The organism is Rosistilla ulvae, assembly GCF_007741475.1.
In the GTDB taxonomy this organism is placed as follows: domain Bacteria; phylum Planctomycetota; class Planctomycetia; order Pirellulales; family Pirellulaceae; genus Rosistilla; species Rosistilla ulvae.
Genome location: NZ_CP036261.1, coordinates 7,338,706 through 7,357,645, shown reverse-complemented (window position 1 = coordinate 7,357,645; position 18,940 = coordinate 7,338,706). Strand labels below are relative to the sequence as shown.

The window sequence follows — 18,940 nt, the reverse complement described above, 5'->3', positions numbered from 1 at the left end:
GCGGTCGGCCGTTCGCGTCTCGTGTCATTCCGGTGGTATCGCGTTCGCTCAACCACCGGCTAATGGCTGCCACGCCGTCGGCGTAGTTGCGACTTGTGGGTAATCAACAGCTCGTGACCTCGCCCACTCCCACCAATCCTAAAATCAAAGTTTGACAAACCCCTAATCTTCGCTTTCGATCGTCAGTTGGGCGTGGGAGAGTCGGAAGCGGCGTTCGATGCTGTCGACAAAGAAGTTGACAGTCGCCGTCCGCTTGCCTCCCGAACCGGACAGACTCTGGATCCGGCCGCTGCCATATTCGGGATGGCTGACGATCATCCCTACCGTATAGATCTCGGGATCGATCGTGTTGGCCATCTGCTGTTCGAGCATTTGGGCGGCGGTCGTGACCGATGCGATCGGAGCGGTTCGCGGGGTGGAGGTGGTTTCGGGCGTCCGTTCTTCGGGCGGCAATTGATTCAGATCGTCGTCGTGATCAGCGTGCATATCCCATGCCTCGGGATATTCGACGTCGACATCGAAGTCGTTGTCGTCGCCGTATTGCGTCGGTTGATGGGCATCGATCACCTGCATCTCTTCGCGAGGCAGTTCCAACAGGAACGGGCTGGCCGCGGCGGGCCGCATGCTACCGCGGGCCGATCGCAGCTTGGCCATGCTCAACTGCAGCGTCTGTTCAGCTCGCGTGATCCCCACGAACAGCAACCGCCGCTCCTCTTCAAACTGCATCGGATCATCGTGGCTGCGATGGTGCGGCAGCACTTGATCCTCGACACCGATGATATAGACGCAAGGGAATTCGAGCCCCTTGGCGGCGTGCAGGGTCATCAGCGTCACGCGATCGCTCGATTCTTCCCACGCATCGGTATCGGAGATCAACGCGACCTGCTCCAGGAAGGTTTCCAGCGATCCATCGTCGGGATGCTGGCGATCGAATTCGACGGCGGCGGAAACCAATTCGTCGACGTTCGCAAGCGCGTCGTTATCCTCTCCTTCGACTGTCGAAAACCGCAGGTAATCGCTGTACTGCGTTTGCTCCAACACGAACCGCAACAGATCCTCGAGGCTGGACGAAGCCTTGCGGCTGAGCGCGTCGATGATTCCGACAAAACGTTTCAACAGCCCACGGGTTCGCGGTTTGATCGATTCAATTTCATCGCAGCGGCAGATCGCTTCGAACAGTGGAATCCGGTGCCGAGCGGCGTATAACATCACTCGGTCCATCGTCGTCTTGCCGATCCCGCGAGCCGGCGTGTTGACGATCCGCGACAGCGCAGCGTCGTTGGCTGGGTTGTTGATCAGTTGCAGATAGGAGAGCAGATCCTTGATCTCTTTCCGCTGATAGAACTCGACGCCTCGAACGATCGTGTAGGGGACGACGCGGGAGCGGAGCGAATGTTCCAACGATCGGGTCAGATAATTCATCCGGCACAGGATCGCAAAGTCCTTGGGGCTACGGCCGTGATTCTGGATCTGTTCGACGATCTGATCGGCGATGTCGTCCGCTTCCTGATAACCGTTGGCGTAGATCCGCAACCGCACCGCCGCTCCTTCGGGATTGTGCGTGTACAACCCCTTGTGCTTGCGGCGGGTGTTGTTGGTGATCAATTGATCGGCCACCCGCAGAATGTTGGGCGTGCTGCGGTAGTTCTGTTCCAGCCGAACGGTTTTGACTTGCGGGTAATCGTTTTCAAAGTCGAGGATGTTGTTCAGATTCGCTCCACGCCAACCGTAGATCGATTGATCGGGATCCCCCGTCACCGCCAGATTCTGGTGGACGACCGACAGCGAACGGACGATCGCATATTGAGCCAGGTTGGTATCCTGGTATTCGTCGACCATGATGTAGCGGAACCGCGAATCCAAGGCTTCTCGCAATTCGGGGTTCTCGCGCAGCATCCGGGCGACGTGCAGCAGCATGCAATCGAAATCGACGGCGTTGGCGACCAACAGCAACTGTTGGTAATAAGGATAGACCTTGGCGGCGAGCATTTTGCCCGCTGGCAGATTCACCCCTTCCATCGACTCGGGCGTCAGCAATTGATTTTTGAAGTGGCTGATCGCGTTGGCGATCTGATCGGGCGACGTGTGACTCAGCGAGATCCCCGAGACCTCGATCGCCCGCTTCATCGTCGCCTTGGCGTCGGCCATGTCGTAGATCGAGTAGTTCTCTTGCAGCCCGACCAGCGACGAATATTGTCGCAACATGCGGGCGCAAAAGCGGTGGAACGTACTCATCCAAACCGGTTCGCCGGGAGCGAGTTGTTGGACGCGGGCCAACATCTCCTCCGCCGCTTTGTTGGTGAACGTCAACGCCAGGATCTGCGACGCGGGGACTCCTTCCCGCAACAGATGCGCGATCCGATGGGTGACCACGCGGGTCTTGCCGCTGCCGGGGCCGGCGAGCATCAACATCGGACCATCCATGTGCGTGACCGCGGCTCGCTGCGGGTCGGTCAAGTTGTCGAGAATTAAGTCCATCAAACGCCTTCTTATCTGCTATCGATTTGGCATCGCGAGCGGGCTTGGTGCGGTTGGCCCGGTGGTGATTTCAGGTTAAAGCAAAAATGGGATCGCGACGACCCCGAGCCGATGTTTGCGACGGTTGCGGCCGATCGCGACGCGTCGCTGCCAGCAAAACCGTGGGCTAGTGAGGAAAGCCCAATCGCGTGAGCTTTCGGACATCGAGGGTTGGTGGCACAATAGACGCTTCGGCCATCGAGAAACGGCACCCGATCTCCGGGCACTGGGGACGCAGTGGTTGTCGTTGGGATCGCATAGAACACACAGGGAACGAGCTTTGAGCAAGGCAAAGAACGTCTTGGGCACACCGCTGCAAACTTGCAGCGTCGACCCGATGACCGGATTTTATCGCACCGGTTGCTGCGATACGGGGCGCGAGGATGTGGGGCTGCACATCGTCTGCACGCAGGTCACTGCCGAGTTTCTGGAGTTCAGCAAATCGGTCGGCAACGATCTCAGCACGCCGGTCGCCGAATACGGTTTCCCCGGTCTGAAGCCGGGAAATCGTTGGTGTTTGTGTGCGTTGCGGTGGAAAGAAGCGTGGCAGGCCGGGATGGCTCCGCCGGTCGTTCTGGACGCCACCCATATCTCGACGCTAGAATTTATCGACTTGGAAGTTCTGCAGGCGCACGCAGCCGACGGTTGAAGCTGCGGGGCGGCGATCGCGTATTGACGCTAAATCCCTCCCCTTCCTATACTTCGGGGCGAATCCCCCCGAGCGACGAACGCAGTCCAGGTGTGTCGCCGACAACAAATTAAATCCACCGGATCGGAAGAACTGATGAAGAGCGAAGAGCGGCACCAATTGCAGCAAAACGAACTTGCGGATGCTTTAGGAAGCGGTATCCAAAGCATCACGCCCTATCTTCGCGCGATCGTGATCGGCGTGATTGGGTTGATCGTGATCGTGTTCGCGTACAACTTTGTAAGCATGCGCAATCAAGCTCACGACGCGACAGCGAGCCTCGACTTCTTGCTAGCAACCAGCAACGAAGACCCCGAATCGTTCAAGCGAGTCAGCCAAGACTTCGCCGACACGATGCCTGGCCAGTGGGCGCAAATCGCTCAAGCCGATCACAATCTGGGTGCGGGGATCGAGTCGATGTTTGTCGACCGCGATGAAGCGACCGGATTTTTGGAAGCTGCCACCGAAAACTACAAGAGCGTGCTCGCAACGGCCAAAGACCCGTTGTTGAAGACGCGAGCCAACCTGGGGCTGGCCAAAGCCTACGAAGCTCAAGGCGACCTGGACCAAGCGATCGCGACTTATGAGATCGTCGCGGACAACACCAGCTCCGAAGCTTTGGCCGAACAAGCCAAAGAGCGAATCCGCCTGCTGGGGACCGACGACGTTCGCGATTTCTACACATGGTTCCGCGAAAACCAACCGGTCGCCATGGCCTCGATCGCTCCCGGATTGCCCGGCCTAGAAGACCTGCCCGACGGCCCCGCCGAAGGTTTGCCACCGGCAGAGACTCCCGATTTGAAGGATGTCGAAGTTAGCGACGCTCCCGAAGCGGAAGTCAAAGAAGAGGCGGCAGCAGCTCCAAAGGAAGAGGCTACCGAAGCGAAAGACGCAGCTGCCGAAGAGCCAGCGAAGACCGAATAGTCTGCGATTCGCAATCGAAATCAAATCGAGCCCCGGGAACCAAGTTGGTCCCCGGGGCTTTTTTAATGCGCTCGATGCTTGTTGCCCGCCCCCGCGGCGCCGCACGTCACTTCACCCTCCCCCAAACGCAGTTTAGGGGAGGGTCGAACCAGCGCAGCGAGGTTCGGGGAGGGGCGTCCGCCGGCGCCAAGCGATCGTGTTCAATCCAGCCGCAAAACCCTCCCCGGAAAACTCGCTAAACGCTTGTTTCCCGACCCTCCCTGCTTCGCTGGGCGGGTGCATGCAGCCGTCATTTCACCCTCCCCCAAACGCAGTTTAGGGGAGGGTCGAACCAGCGCAGCGAGGTTCGGGGAGGGGCGTCCGCCGGCGCCAAGCGATCGTGTTCAATCCAGCCGCAAAACCCTCCCCGGAAAACTCGCTAAACGCTCGTTTTCCGACCCTCCCAGCTTCGCTGGGCGGGTGTATGCAGCCGTCACTTCACCCTTCCCGAAACGTAGTTTAGGGGAGGGTCGAACCAGCGCAGCGAAGTTCGGGGAGGGGCGTCCGCCGGCGCCAAGCGATCGTGCTCGATCCAGCCGGGCTGCCACAGTCGCGAAAGCGACGGCATGCGAATAGCCTGGGACGCAAGTCCCAGGAAATTGGAGCGCAGCGGAGCATCTCAGTCGCGAAAGCGACGGCATGGCGACGCGGTTGATTGGGCTATCGCATGTCGTCGCTTCGCGACTGTCGGTCATTGGGGGGGGCGTAATTCGGCCTCCCTGGGACTTGCGTCCCAGGCTGTTGCATGCCGTGGCTTCGCCACTACAAAATTCCGGCCCTGCTGGCTTCGCCGGGCGGTGTTGGTCGGTTCGCAATCGTGGCTTTTCGCCGCCGATCTGCGGCAGCCCCATTGCCGGGGCGGCGAGGTCCCGGAAAATCGAGATGCGTTACAATGACGCTCCGAGGGGCGCCAGGCCGCTGGCTCCTCTCCCCCAATTCGACAGCAACCTCCATCAAAAGCCTGCTTTGAACGATCACTCCACCGACGAAGAACCTGTCGACGAAGAACTCCTGGACGAAGCGACTTCGGACGATCAGGAATCCGCTGCCGAGACGACTTATCGATCGATCCATGTCCCCGAGAGCGCTCAGGGGGAGCGGATCGACATGTATCTGACTCAGGTCTTGGATGGGGTCAGCCGCAATCAGATGCGAATGCTAGTGCACGAGGGGGGAGCTCAGGTCGATGGCCGGACGGTCCGCCCCAGCTTTCGGCTGCGGCCCAACCAACAGATCCGCTTTCGGATGCCCGAGCCTCCCGAAGATGGCACGATTCCGGAGCCGATGTCGCTTGATATCGTCTTCGAAGACGACGGGATGGTCGTCGTGAACAAGCCGCCGGGGATGGTCGTCCATCCGGCCCGGGGCCACTGGTCGGGGACGTTGACCAGCGGGCTGGCTTATCATTTCCAATCGCTCTCGGACATCGGTGGCCCGACGCGGCCGGGGATCGTCCATCGATTGGACCGCGACACTAGCGGAGTGATCGTGGTCGCCAAGACGAATGCGGTCCACATGAACTTGGCCGCTCAGTTCGCCGATCGGACGGTCAAGAAGCAATACGTCGCCGTCGCGTGCGGAGTGCTCAGCCGCGACCGCGATCAGATCGATCGCCCGATCGGACGCCATCCGTATCAACGCGAGAAGATGGCGATCCGCGCCAATCATGCGACCAGCAAAGAAGCGACCACCTTTTATGAAGTGATCGAGCGGTTTCGCGGCTTCACTTATGTGCGGTTGTTTCCCAAGACCGGCCGGACGCATCAATTGCGAGTTCACTTGGATCACCTGCGGCATCCGATCCTTTGCGACAAACTTTATGGCGGTCGTTCGCGGATCACTGCCGACGATCTGGCGGGCAATTATCATCCGCAACCCTCGGCACAACGGGAGACGATCGAGCCGTTGTTAACGCGGCAAGCACTGCACGCGCAGCGGCTGGAATTGGATCATCCGCAGAGCGGCAAACGGATGGTCTTCGAAGCTCCCGTCCCCGACGATATCGAAGCGGTTTTGAAGTGCTTGCGCTCGTTAAACCCTAGCGAAAACCGAGCATGAGCGAATTTCTCAGGAAAGTCGAAAACCAACCTTGACCCATGTCGGCGGTTGCCTCTATTCTCCCGCCATGGCAGTGATGGTTAGCCAACACGGCCAAGCGATTGAGCGGTCCAGCACTGGGACATTTGTCCTGCGGACACGAAAATTGCTCTTTCTTCAAGGATGAAGATTGATTAATAATCGGCTCGTCGCGAAGACAACGTTGGTGATTGAAAGGCAAGGATGCCTGCCGATTGCTAACGCAAAGAACCACCGGCTCCCGGATCCATAGCGCGCTGTCCTCCGCCCCCCTGGGACTCGTACTATCCGGGAGCTTTTTTTATGCGCCGACCCAACGGTCGGCAACTTTGTAGTGCCGCGAGCGATCGATTAAGAGGGATCCAATGTGTGGAATTTTGGGCATCCTCGATCGCAGCGGCGCCGCCCCGACGCTGACCGATCCGCAAGTGATCGCGATCCGCGATCGGATGGCTGCACGCGGCCCCGATGATGCCACGCTGCTGCGTCGCGACAATCTGATCCTCGCCCACCGCCGGTTGGCGATTCGCGATCCCGATGCCGGTCGGCAACCTTGGGTTTCCGAAGACGGATCGTGTGCGTTGGTTTACAACGGCGAGATCTACAACGACGATGTGCTGCGACACACGTTACGATCTCACGGGTTTCGATTCCGCACGCAGTGCGATACCGAAGTCCTGATGGCCGCTTGGCTGCACTGGGGTGAAAAGTGTGTCGAACAGCTGCGCGGGATGTTCGCCTTTGGCGTCTACGATTTCCAAAAGCGGCAGCTGTTCATCGCGCGGGATCGCTTCGGCGTCAAACCGCTCTTCTACGCCGAACTGGGGCAACAGTTTGTCTTCGCCAGTTCGATCGCCGCGATCACCGCCCATCCCAACTTCCGCCCCCAACCGAATCTATCGACGATCCGTCATTACTTGAGCACGTTTCGGATCACGTTGGATACCGAAACCGTCTTCGCGGGCATCCAGGCCGTCCGTCCGGCGGAGACGTTGACGCTGGCAGACGACAAACTGACATCCTCGATCTATTGGACTCCTCCGCCGCGCGAGACGACGGGGCTGGCGTTCGACGACGCTGTCGATCGGTTCGAGGAAACGATCAGCGAAGCGGTCTCGATCCGGCTGCGCAGCGACGTCCCCGTCGGGATGATGCTCTCGGGCGGTGTCGATTCGAATCTGCTAGCAGCGCTGCTGCATCGCAACGAAGGTGTTTCGATGACCGCGCGGTGCGGCGGCGGGATCGACCCGGAACTGGACTCGGCGGGGAATGATTTTGAGTACGCGCGGCGCTGTGCCCAGCACGTCGGTTTCGATTTCGATCAGGTCACGGTTTCGGCGACCGATTACCATCGGACCTGGATGGAATTGATCGCGGCTTACGAGACGCCGATCTCGACACCGACCGACGCGATCATCTATCGCGTCGCCCAACAGTTGAAGCAACAGGTCGGCGTGGCGCTCGGCGGCGAAGGGGCCGACGAAGCTTGTTGCGGATACTTGATTCCACATTGGTCGGGGAACGATTTTGATCTCTCGCGAGCGCTCGATTCGCTAGCACCCGCGTCGGCGCAGACGGCTCGCGACAGCTTGATGCAGCAATACGGCACGGCCACGTTTGCTTCGGCGGGAGACCATTATCTGTCGGCCAACGGATTGATCTCGGCAGCCACGCAGGCTTCGCTGTTTCATGACGCCACCTGGCCCGCGGCGTTTGCCGACGGCAGCGTGGAGCGTTTTTACGATCGCCAGTTCCGCCAGCTGGGCGATCTGTCGGGAGTGGAAAAAACGGCGCAGTTGTTGTTACGCGTTAATTTGGAATGTTTGCTATCGCGTCTCGACAGCGCGACGATGACGGCTGGGTTGGAATCGCGGGTCCCGTACACCGACCATCACTTCGTCGAACAGATGTTCCGCCAACCGATCGGCTACTGCATCGATGTTGCCCCGGGCGAAGCGCTGCAGCATCGCACCGCGAGCGCCTTGGCCGCGGACGGGTCGCTGCGCGGCAAGCGACTGTTGCGCGCGGCGGCGGGAAATCGGCTGCCGGCCGAACTTGCGCAGCGTCCCAAAGCAAGCTTCCCAACACCGGTCCCTCACTGGTTGGGCGGACAATGGCAGCCATGGTTGCAGGAGCTGTATCGAACGAGTCCGTTCGCGCAACAACTGTTCCGCCGCGAAGCACTCGACGAGCTGTGTCGTCTGCCGAGCCATCTGGCCAGCTGGCACTGGCCGCTCGCTAACACCATCCTTTGGGGTGACCGGTGGTTCTGAAGTGTTTGTCGGCAAGCCTTGGTGACCTTTGCTTGTCGGTGCGGGGGTGCGAGTTTAGGTAGTTTGTGACGCCGGTGAATTGCGGTGGTAGTGGTTTTGGGGTGGTTTGGTTGCTCTGGTCCTGCGGACTGTGACGATTGGATCGATTGTCTATCCAATTTCCGCTCGACGAGTGAACTGTCATGCCGAACCGAACCGCGCTGTTGCTGATTCTTGTGTTGACGCTAGCGATACCGGCGATTGCCCAAGCCCCTGTCGCCGGGAACGTTTATCCGGTGCAGAACGGTCCCGCGGGGCAATTGGCGCCACGCGTTCGGCAGATGCTGGCGCAAGCGAGCCAGGCGGCCGAGGTTGTGATCGATCGGACGAACAACCGTCTGATCGTTCGCGGCGGTCCGGAGGCGCAGCGCGTGGCGGCTGAATCGATCGCGGCTTTGGATGTTGTCCAAGTTACGACAGCAAGCGACAAACCTGTGCTTCGCGCTTTGCCCGTCCCGGCGGCTCGGTTGCACGAGGTCGAACGCAACGTCGGCTTGCAATATCGCAAGAACGTCGACGTCCGCATCACCGGTGACGAAAAAACAGGCCAGTTGTTGGTGATGGCACCGGCTGGGCTTCACGATGAGATCCAACGGAACGTACAACAAGCGGTCAAGGGATCGCCAGAGATCCAACAGGTAAGCGCCAAAGTCGGCCAACCGGTACGCGCTCAGTTCGCGCTGCACAACGCTTCATGGCGCGACTTTGAAGATGGTCTGGCTCGCTTGGCGGGACGCAAATTGCCAGTCACGACGCAGCGAAACGGCGAACTTGCCAGCTTCGATATCATCAGCCAACACGCTGGCACCACCAAAGTGCAAATCGATCGCCGCGACAACAAAGTGACAGTCATCGCGCCGAAGACATCGATCAACGGATGGCAACGTGTCATCGAAACGATCGATCGCCAAGACAATCGCTCCGGCGTGGCGACGCAATTGATGCGAATCCAAAATGCCGAACAAGCACCGATCCGCCGGGCCGTGCGATTGCTATCGGACATTCGCCCGGTTGTCGCTCAAGAGGACGACACGATCGGTGTGGCCGGTGGTGGTCGCGATAATCCACTGTTGCGGGCGGTCATGCAACGCCAAGCCGCAGCCGGCAATGGGCAAGCCGGGGGCGACGATGGACAAGCTGGCGATGCCGCTGGCGACGATGCCTTCAACGGCCTGTTTGGCGACGTGCAGATCGAATTTGTCCCGGAGTTGGGCGTGATCATCGTTCGCGGTGCCAAACGCGATGTCCAACGCGTGATGGAAGTTATCAAACAGATCGAAGAACAGAGCGCGGTCACCCAACCGAAGGTCGAAGTTGTCGCGCTGGAGCATGCGAACAGCAATGCCGTCGCGGAGATCGTGAACCAATTGTACGAACAGGTTTTGGCACCTCGCCAAGGCCAAGTCAGCATCACCGCGTTGGATAAACCCAATGCGATCCTATTGATCGGCCGCGACGAAGCGGTTGCCGGGGTGATCGATCTGATCAAAAAAGTCGATCAACCGGTGGATGTCGCTTCGCAATTTCGCGTCTTTAATTTGAAACACGCATCCGCCCTGGATGTCCAAGCCACCGTGCAAGGTTTCTTTGTCGACCGACCCAGCGGCAACGAAGACCTTCGCCCCGGCTTGGGCGCTAGGGCGCGGATTATCGCCGATTATCGATCCAATTCGATCATCGCCCAGGCGTCGCCTCGGGACATGTTGGAAGTCGAGCGGATGATCCAACAGTTGGATGCTCCCGCGACCGGTGCCGAGAGCGAATTGAAGGTCTTCAAACTGAAGAACGCCTTCGCCGAAGACCTGCAACCGGTTCTGCAAGCGGCGATTTCGGGGCAACCCGAAGACGTTCCCGACAACACCACGATCCCTTCGAGCACGCTGTCGATCCTGTCGGTCGACGCGCAAGGGAACAAGACGCTCGATTCGGGAATCCTGTCGGGAGTTGTCGTCACCGCCGATGCCAACGTCAACGCGATCATCGTTCGCGCTCCTGCAGCCAGCATGCCGTTGATCGGCGAATTGATCGACCAATTGGATCAATTGCCGGGTGCCGAAAGCGTGGTCAAGGTCTTTACGATCGTCAACGGCGACGCCACGCAATTGACGACTTCGCTGCAAGAGTTGTTTGCCGCCGAGGGGCAGACCAACAACAGCGGTGTCGGAAACCTGGCCGCAATGACGCAGACCAGCAACAGCGAGACTTCGTTGATCGCGCTGCGATTTGCCGTCGACATCCGGACCAACAGCATCATTGCCAGCGGCAGTGCGACCGATCTGGAAGTTGTCGAGAGCTTGTTGATCCGGTTGGATACCGAAGGCTTTTCGTCGCGGATCACCGAGACGATCTGGTTGCGAAACGCCGCCGCCGCGGACGTCGCGACCGCGCTGCAAGACTTTGTCAACCAACAGTCGCAATTGCAATCGCGAAACCAATTTTTCAGCCAAAGCCTTGGCCCCTACGACCTGCCCGAACGCGACCTCGTCGTCGTGCCCGAAGCGCGTACCAACAGTCTGGTGATCAGTGTTTCGCCCCGACTGTATGAAGACGTTCGCCGTGTGATCGATCAATTGGATCGACGCCCGCCGATGATCATGATCCAAGTTGTGTTGGCCGAGGTCACCCTGACCGACGGATTTGAATTTGGCACCGAACTCGGTTTGCAAGATTCGGTGCTATTCGATCGCGGCGTGGCAGGCGCGACCTCGAGCACGCCCGGCTTCAACTTCCTTCCGAATTCGTCGCCAGGCTTGCCAAACAACAATACCTACGACCAAGAAAATCTTGCTGGGCAAGTCGCTTCCGCCTTTGCTCTGGGGCGTCAAAGCAGCGAGTTTGGCTACGGTGGATTTGTTCTTTCGGCAGCCAGTGAATCGGTGAACCTGTTGCTACGGATGTTGCAAGATTCGGGCCGGGCTCAGATCCTCAGCCGTCCGCAGATCATGACGCTCGACGGTACCGAGGGTTACGTTCAGGTCGGTTCGTTGTTTCCACGGATCGAATCGGTGCAAGCCGGCAACGCCAACTCGGGCACCGTGATCGCAACCCAAGACATCAACTTGGGGCTGATCCTGCGGGTCACGCCGCGAGTCGGCCAGGATGGGTTGATCGTGATGAATGTCGACGCGCAACGGTCGAACGTCGATCCGAACCCAAACAATGGTCAGCCGATTGCGACCGACAGCAACGACAATCCGATCATCTCGCCACAGATCTTGATCACGCAAGCTCAATCGACCGTGACCGCGATGTCGGGACAGACCGTGGTGTTTGGTGGATTGATCACGAAGAGTCGTCGTCAGTTCAGCCGACGTGTTCCCTACGTCTCGGACATTCCGATCCTGGGCCAGTTGTTTCGATTCGACCAAGAGATCGAAGAGCGAACCGAGATGTTGATCGTGCTGACACCGCGAGTCGTCAACGGCGAAGAGGACATTCAATTGATCAACGATGCCGAATCGAGCCGCATGAGCTACTGTCTGGCCGACGTAGTCGAGCTACATGGCGACGCCGGCTTGCGTGGCGGATACGGTCTCTGGGGTCCCGCGGTCGGAGCGATGATCTATCCCGACATGCAACCAACCGTCGACCACTTCCCAACCGCCCCACAAGATCCATTGCTGGGTCCGGGGGAACAGATCGTCCCTGGCAGCATGCAACAGCATCCTATCGATCCAAGCCAGCAACCGGTGCAAACGGTCCCTTACGAATCGAGTGGCAATGTTCCCGCGATCCCGCAGCCGGCGGGGATGATCGAACAAGCGTCTCCCATCCAAGCGACCGAATCGGCGATGAACATGCAGCCGCAGCAACGCGTTCCGATGGAAGTCTTCTCGATGCAAAACGAAGCGACACCCAGCGAATACGCGATGCCGCCAGGTTATGCGACTCCGGTGCAATACAGCGCTCCGATGGCCGCCCCGGCTCCCGGAACGCCTCGCCGCTAGATACCGATCGGTCGCCATGGCGATCCGAATCAAGCTGTCCCGCTTTGCCGGGACGGTTGAATTGAAAGCTCCAAGAGTCGTCCGACACGGGCGATTCGCAACCCGATCTCGCAGTGAAAACCTTCTTGGGTAGTTCTCCGATGAAAAAAATCCTCTTCATTCTGGTCATCGCGGCATGTCCAATCGCGACGGGTTGTGCAACGGCCCCCAAGAGTGAATCTTGGTCGGCCAAGTTGCCTTGGAACAAAGATAAACCACCCAAACCGTATCCCAACCCGGTGAAGATGGCAGTCACTTGGACGCCCGATATTCTCGTGCAACCAGGACGGACACCGACACGTGGATTCGGCGGGCGAGTCTACTTCTACAACGACCACAGCCAAGCGGTGCCGGTCGAGGGTGAGCTGACGATCCACGGCTTCGATGAAGCGTTGGCAACGGCGCAGCAATCCGATGGCATCAAGCGGTTCCGGTTCACCGCCGAACAATTCACATCGCACTTCAGCGAATCGGATCTCGGTGCGTCGTACAGCATCTGGATCCCGTGGGATGCTGCCGGCGGCGACCAGAAGAAACTGTCGCTGATGTCGACCTTCAAAACGACCGGCGGCAAGGTGGTGCAAAGCGAAGCGGCGATGGTCTTGTTGCCCGGTCGCAAGGTCGACCTGACGGCAGCCAAGCGGCCCGCGGTGCCGGCGGTTCGCCAAGTCGGCCACTATCTCGGCGGCACCGAAACGCATCAGGGACTGAACGCCAACAGCGCGATGCAAACGACAACGATCCCGTTGCCCAGTTCGTTCCAACAGCGACTGGCGCGGATGCCCGAACAAACCAAGCCGTCGGCCCGCGTGGCAACGCGGCTACCGGCTGCCCAAGAAACGTCGAAGCCGACGCCGCTGCCCGCTCCCTAAAGGATGCTGGCGGAGTCGTCTGAACCACTGGCCGAGCGTGTATACTGGTCGATCTCAACCGGACCTTCCAGCTTCACCCTCTGCGAGACTCATCATGCATCGAATCTGTTGTACTGCACTCCTGTCGCTCGTCTGTTGTGCTTCTGGCTTTGGGCAGAAGGGCGTTTTGGAGCCGATCAAAGATCGCGCGGGGCTGCCGCGGGTGCTGTTGATTGGCGATTCGATCTCGATGGGTTACACCCAACCGACGCGGAAGCTGTTGGCTGACAAAGCGAACGTCCATCGGATCCCGGCGAACGGCGGACCGACATTCCGAGGGCTGGCGAATATCGACAAATGGCTTGGAGATGGGAACTGGGATGTGATCCATTTCAATTGGGGCATCCATGATTTGAAGCACCAAGCCGATGGCACGCGGCAGGTCGAACCGGCCGATTACGAAAAGAACTTGCGGTTGTTGGTGGCCAAGATGAAAGCGACGGGGGCGAAGTTGATCTGGGCATCGACGACACCGATTCCCAAGGGCAAGCTGAATCCCGACCGGACCTTTGGCGACGAGACGCATTACAACGAGATCGCGGCGCGTGTGATGACCGAACTGGATGTGCCGATCAACGATCTACACGGCTACATCATGCCGCGGTTCGACGAACTGCACCGGCCCCAAGATTTGCACTACACATCGGCCGGTTCGGATTATCTGGCGCAACAGGTTGCCGCGGCGATCTCGCAACGGTTGGCGGATTAAGGTGTGCCGCCCCGTTGGCTAGGCTGGGGCAAGCGAAGGTTCACGCGGTAGCCGGTTCGGACTGGCCGACTTGTGTGTTCTTTTCAACCGTCCGTTGCAACGCTTCTTCAAACGTTTCGGTCGCTGTGGCACTGGCGGTTGCGATCTGCAGGTGCCACGCCGATTCGCTGGCCGCGTCGATGTTCTGGCGGATCAATTTGGCCCGTTCCTTGGCGATCGATTCATCGGTGCTCGGCAAGCAGACGACAAACGTTTGTTCGCCATCGAATCCGATCCGATCGGCATCGATGCCGCGAACCGAAGCTTGAATGCTGGACAGCGTCGCTTGCTTCCAAACCTCTTCGGCGGCATCGGCTTGGACGCGAATCGCCATCAAGCAGAACGGAATCCGTTCGACTTGCAGCTTGCGGAAACCGCTGCCGACGTTTTCGGAGAGCGTTTCGAAGTTGGGCAAGTTCAAAGGGGCCAAACTATCGGTCGCGGGCCCGCTGAGATCGGGGGTCTCGTCGTCGGTATCAACCGCTGTCTCGGGGACCGCATCGGCTTCGGACGGCTCCTCTTCCTCTTCCTCCTCTTTGACCGGAAAGGCGACGTCGCCGTCCATCCAATAGGCTTGGTTGCGGCCCTCGTCTTTTGCGTTGTAGAGCGCGTTGTCGGCCCGTTCGATCCACGATTCGATCGTCTCGCCCGGTTCCAGCTGGGCCAGGCCGGCGCTGGCGGTGACTTGCAGGCACTGGTCATCGACGAAGAACTCTTGTTCGCCAAACGTCTCGCGAACCTTGTCGGCGCGGTCTTTGATCTCCGCGACTTTCATATCGTTAAACAAGACGGCGAACTCCTCGCCGCCGTAACGGGCGACAAAGCCGACATCCGAGAGACTGGTGGTCAGCAGGCGACCGACATGCTTGAGGACTTCGTCGCCGGTCAAGTGACCATGCAGATCGTTGAAGTTCTTGAAGTGATCGACGTCGATCAGCATGAAAGTGGTCGGATTGGCGACGGTGTCGCCCAAAGCGTGCCGTTCTTTCATCTGGCGGTCGAGGGCACGGCGATTGTTCAGGCCAGTTAGCCCATCGGTCAGCGCCAGTTCCTCGGCCGTCTCGATCGCTTGCGCCTGGCTGCGAATCTGATTTTGCGCCTCGCCCAATTGCTGCTGCATCAGCGCGTTGGCGGCGATCAGGCTGGTGACCGCATCGTAAACTTGATCTTGGTCGGACGAATCTTCCGAATCGGTCAAACTGTCCGAGACGGCTTGGATTTTTGTTTGATGGGCATCGACTTCGGCGGCCACGCTGGTCGTCACCTTCCGAAGCTGGGCGGCGATTTTTTCCAACCGATCGCGTTCGGTCCGATTCTTTTCCGCATCCGCTGCACGTCCCGGTTGCGGAGTGCTGCATCCCGGATCTCGCAGCAACCACCCACACAGCAGCCCAGAGCAGCCGCAGCTGAGTGCGATCAACGCAACCAATTCAATTCCCATGCCTCACAACCGTTGCTGATACCTACTAATGGTGCATTGTTCTCCGCACGCTAGCCGTGTGCGGCGTAAAGACGCATTTCTTGGCCATTCGCAGGTCAAGATTGGATCGGTTCGCACAACACTCGGTATAATTCTCTACGTCACGCCGCGAGCGCTGTCAAATTGCGGAATCGGCCGTTCGGGCCCCCTTCTGCGTTGAGCGAGCCATTGGATCTGCAGGTCGCATCGCCGATTCGAATCCGAGTTGCCCCGATCGGCGATTGGTCGTTTATCGACAGTTCCCTATAAAGGATTAGGGGACTTGTTGTCGACTTAGGTTAGAATGCTGGTTTGACCTGTCGCTAAAGTTTTGCATGCGAACCGCTGCGTGAAGTTCAATCCGCCCCGGTTCCACCCGCCCCCGCGCTCTATCGAACAATTGTTTTCGCCCCCCTCCAAATTAGGTTAGGTATCCGACTGTGAAAGCGAACTACGACGTCGTTGTGATTGGTGGTGGACCCGGTGGTAGTTCGGCTGCGGCGTTGACTGCTGCGGCAGGGCACAGCACGCTGCTGATCGAGCGCGAATCGATGCCACGTTTTCATATCGGCGAATCGTTGATGCCCGAGGTCTATTGGCCGCTGTCGCGGTTGGGGGTGATCGATCGGATGGACGAGCTGGGGTTCCAGAAGAAGTTGAGTGTGCAATTTGTCACTAACAACGGCAAGGAATCCTCGCCATTCTATTTTCGTCAGCACGATCCGCGGGAGAGCAGCAGCACGTGGCAGGTCGAACGGTCGCGGTTCGATCAGATGTTGTTTGAACGCGCCGCCGAATTGGGAGCCGATTGTTACGACCAAACGCGGTTGTTGGATGTCGAGATCGACGACAACGATTGTGCGACTGGCGTGCGGGTTCGCGACGCCCAGGGAGAGGAGCATCGGATCTCCTGTCGCGTCGTCGTCGATGCGACGGGGTTGCAGTCGTTTATCGCCAACAAATTGGGACTGAAGGAGATCAATCCCGACTTGAAGAAGGCGGCGATCTGGGGCTACTGGAAAGATGCCCGCCGAGACGACGGCGAAAACGAGGGGGCAACGATCATCATGCAGACTCAGAACAAAGATTCCTGGTTCTGGTTCATCCCGCTGTCCAATGGAATCACCAGCATCGGATGCGTTGGCAACAACGACTACATGCTCAAACAGGGGCTCAAACCCGAAGCGAAATACGAACACGAATTGAGTATCTGTCCGGGACTGCAAGACCGTCTTAAGGGGGCCGAGTTCCAGGGAGAGATTCGCGTTGCCAAAGAGTTTTCGTACACCACGACACGGCATGCCGGCCAGGGGTGGGTGTTGATCGGCGACGCATTCGGCTTCATCGATCCGATCTATTCGTCGGGTGTCTATTTTGCGTTGGAGACGGGTGTGCGGGCGGCCGACGCGATCAACGAAGGCTTTGCCAAACAGGACCTTTCCGGGGCACAGTTGGCCAAGTGGGCCGATGACTTCAAAGATGGCTCGAGCTGGATTCGCAAGCTGGTGCATGCCTACTACACCAACGAGTTCAGTTTTGGCCGGTTTATGAAAGCCCATCCACAGCACAGCGGTAATCTGACCGATCTGTTGATCGGGCGGATCTTCCACGATCAAGCCGGCGCGATCTTCGATGACATGGATGCTGCGATCGAGGCCGACAAACGGGCTGCGATGTCGATGCGAGAAGGCTGAGTTTTTCCGAATCTGCTGAATTGTCGGACGGCGAACAGACGATCCCTCTGTAAGGGTTGGGCTCTGTTCGTGTATTCGCCCTTCGACGATCAACACCATCTGTGTCGCTAGCATTTCGATCTAGCGACAACACCATGGAGCGGGTTCCTGCGATGGATTGCAAACTGACGCGACGCGACTTGTTGGCTGGACTTTCTTTAGCGGTTTGCGCCGCGTCGCCGTTGGCGGCCGCTGACCGCGGCGGGGTGCCGTTGTACAGCAACGACAGCCAATCGATCTATCGCGTTCGAATGACGGTCGGTGTCAAAGGGAACGCCAAGGTTCCTAAGACGAATCTTTCGGTCGATGCAACGCGGCAGTTGCCGGTCACCGCCGATTCGGTGATCGATTACGAAGAGCGTCTGTTTCGCGATTCGCACGGTCTCGCCCAGGCCGCCCAGCGGTATTACTACGAAGCGACAACCAAAGGCCAGGTGCAAACGAACGACGTCAAGTCGGGGTTGCGATCCGAAGCGCGGCACGCGGTCCTGCATGTCGACCAGACCCGATCGGTTGTCTACGCATCTCAGACCCAGTTCACTGTCGATGAATTGGAATTGCTGAAGGTCCCGGTTAATTCGTTGGCCATCGATCGCTTGTTGCCTAACAAAAAGGTCGAGGTGGACGGATCGTGGGCGGTCGAGGAGGATGTCTTGGCAACGCTGTTCGATATGGACGCGGTGCAAAAATCGGACGTCAACGCAACGCTGGCCTCCTTTGACGATGCGACCGCAAAGATTCAATTGTTGGGTTCGATCAGCGCTTCGGTCGACGGCGTGCCGACATCGATTCAGTTGCGTGGCAAGTTGACCTATGATCGCAAACAGCAAACGGTGACTTGGTTGGCATTGGCGGTCCACGAGGATCGCGAACTGGGGAAAGCCAAGCCGGGGTTCGACGTCGCGGCGCAGATCCGTGTCATTCGCCAGCCGCTGGCCAAGCCCAATGCGATCGACAGCAGTGCGTCGATCGATTTGGCGACCAAGCCAAGCGAGGACAAACTGTTGATCGATATCCGCAGTCCACAGGGCGGGTTTTCGGTCTTCTGCGATCGCAATTGGCATCTGATCAACGCCAACGACCGCTTCGCTCAGTTGCGGATGATCGACAACGATCGCGTGATTTCGCAGTGTGATGTCCGCACGATGCCCGAACTGAAAGCGGGTCATCAATTGACGCTGGAAGCGTTTCAAGACGACATTCAACGGACCCTAGGGGACCGATTTGGCGAGTTCTTGGAAGCCGAGGAGAAGGTGACCAGCGGAGAGCTGAGACTGTTGCGAGTGGTCGCCCAGGGTTCGGTCGAAAAGATCCCGGTCCAGTGGATCTATCTGCACTTGTCCAACGACGACGGACGCCGTTCGGCAGCGATCTTTACGTTGGCCGATGAACAGATGGAACAATTTGGTGGTGGCGACCATCAGTTCGCCGAAGGCTTTCGATTTATCGCGATCGACAAATCGGCGGCCGACCCGGCGAAACAGGTTGCCGACGCCAAGTCGGTTGGTAAGCCGTCGGTGAAATAGTCCGGCGGCGATCGATTGCCG

The 18,940-nt window shown here is 58.8% G+C and carries 11 protein-coding genes; 9 read left to right on the top strand and 2 right to left on the bottom strand.

Features of this window, described 5'->3' with window-relative positions; genetic code table 11:
* Nucleotides 1-162 precede the first annotated feature (162 nt).
* Entirely contained in the window at nt 163-2,478 is a 2,316-nt protein-coding gene (locus EC9_RS25935; RefSeq protein ID WP_145348873.1) for an ATP-dependent helicase, read from the bottom strand.
* Nucleotides 2,479-2,797: 319 nt separating this feature from the next.
* Here EC9_RS25935 and EC9_RS25930 point away from each other — a divergent pair, with 319 nt between their 5' ends.
* The 7 genes from EC9_RS25930 to EC9_RS25895 all read left to right on the top strand — a co-directional run bounded on the left by EC9_RS25930 (nt 2,798) and on the right by EC9_RS25895 (nt 14,162).
* On the top strand, nt 2,798-3,166 hold the full coding sequence (locus EC9_RS25930; RefSeq protein ID WP_145117204.1) for a DUF2237 family protein: 369 nt from the start codon (nt 2,798-2,800) through the stop codon (nt 3,164-3,166).
* Between the two features lie 135 nt (nt 3,167-3,301).
* On the top strand, nt 3,302-4,129 hold the full coding sequence (locus EC9_RS25925) for a tetratricopeptide repeat protein (protein ID WP_145348872.1): 828 nt from the start codon (nt 3,302-3,304) through the stop codon (nt 4,127-4,129).
* Between the two features lie 1,005 nt (nt 4,130-5,134).
* Nucleotides 5,135-6,226, top strand: coding sequence for an RluA family pseudouridine synthase (locus EC9_RS25915; RefSeq protein ID WP_145117202.1), 1,092 nt, complete (start codon nt 5,135-5,137; stop codon nt 6,224-6,226).
* Between the two features lie 383 nt (nt 6,227-6,609).
* On the top strand, nt 6,610-8,517 hold the full coding sequence (asnB, locus tag EC9_RS25910; RefSeq protein ID WP_145348870.1) for an asparagine synthase (glutamine-hydrolyzing): 1,908 nt from the start codon (nt 6,610-6,612) through the stop codon (nt 8,515-8,517).
* 182 nt (nt 8,518-8,699) lie between these two features.
* A complete protein-coding gene (locus tag EC9_RS25905) occupies nt 8,700-12,503 on the top strand; it encodes a secretin N-terminal domain-containing protein (RefSeq protein ID WP_145348869.1) in 3,804 nt (1,267 codons plus the stop codon).
* A gap of 140 nt (nt 12,504-12,643) precedes the next feature.
* Nucleotides 12,644-13,414, top strand: coding sequence for a hypothetical protein (locus EC9_RS25900; protein WP_145348868.1), 771 nt, complete (start codon nt 12,644-12,646; stop codon nt 13,412-13,414).
* Between the two features lie 94 nt (nt 13,415-13,508).
* The gene (locus EC9_RS25895) at nt 13,509-14,162 is read left to right on the top strand and encodes an SGNH/GDSL hydrolase family protein (protein ID WP_145348867.1); all 654 of its coding nucleotides are present in this window, start codon (nt 13,509-13,511) and stop codon (nt 14,160-14,162) included.
* Between the two features lie 40 nt (nt 14,163-14,202).
* Here EC9_RS25895 and EC9_RS25890 read toward each other — a convergent pair whose 3' ends face one another.
* Entirely contained in the window at nt 14,203-15,642 is a 1,440-nt protein-coding gene (locus EC9_RS25890; RefSeq protein WP_145348866.1) for a GGDEF domain-containing protein, read from the bottom strand.
* Nucleotides 15,643-16,100: 458 nt separating this feature from the next.
* Between EC9_RS25890 and EC9_RS25885 the strand changes: the two genes are divergently transcribed.
* Entirely contained in the window at nt 16,101-17,354 is a 1,254-nt protein-coding gene (locus EC9_RS25885; protein WP_145348865.1) for an NAD(P)/FAD-dependent oxidoreductase, read from the top strand.
* Nucleotides 17,355-17,506: 152 nt separating this feature from the next.
* On the top strand, nt 17,507-18,919 hold the full coding sequence (locus tag EC9_RS25880) for a hypothetical protein (RefSeq protein WP_145348864.1): 1,413 nt from the start codon (nt 17,507-17,509) through the stop codon (nt 18,917-18,919).
* Nucleotides 18,920-18,940: the final 21 nt, after the last annotated feature.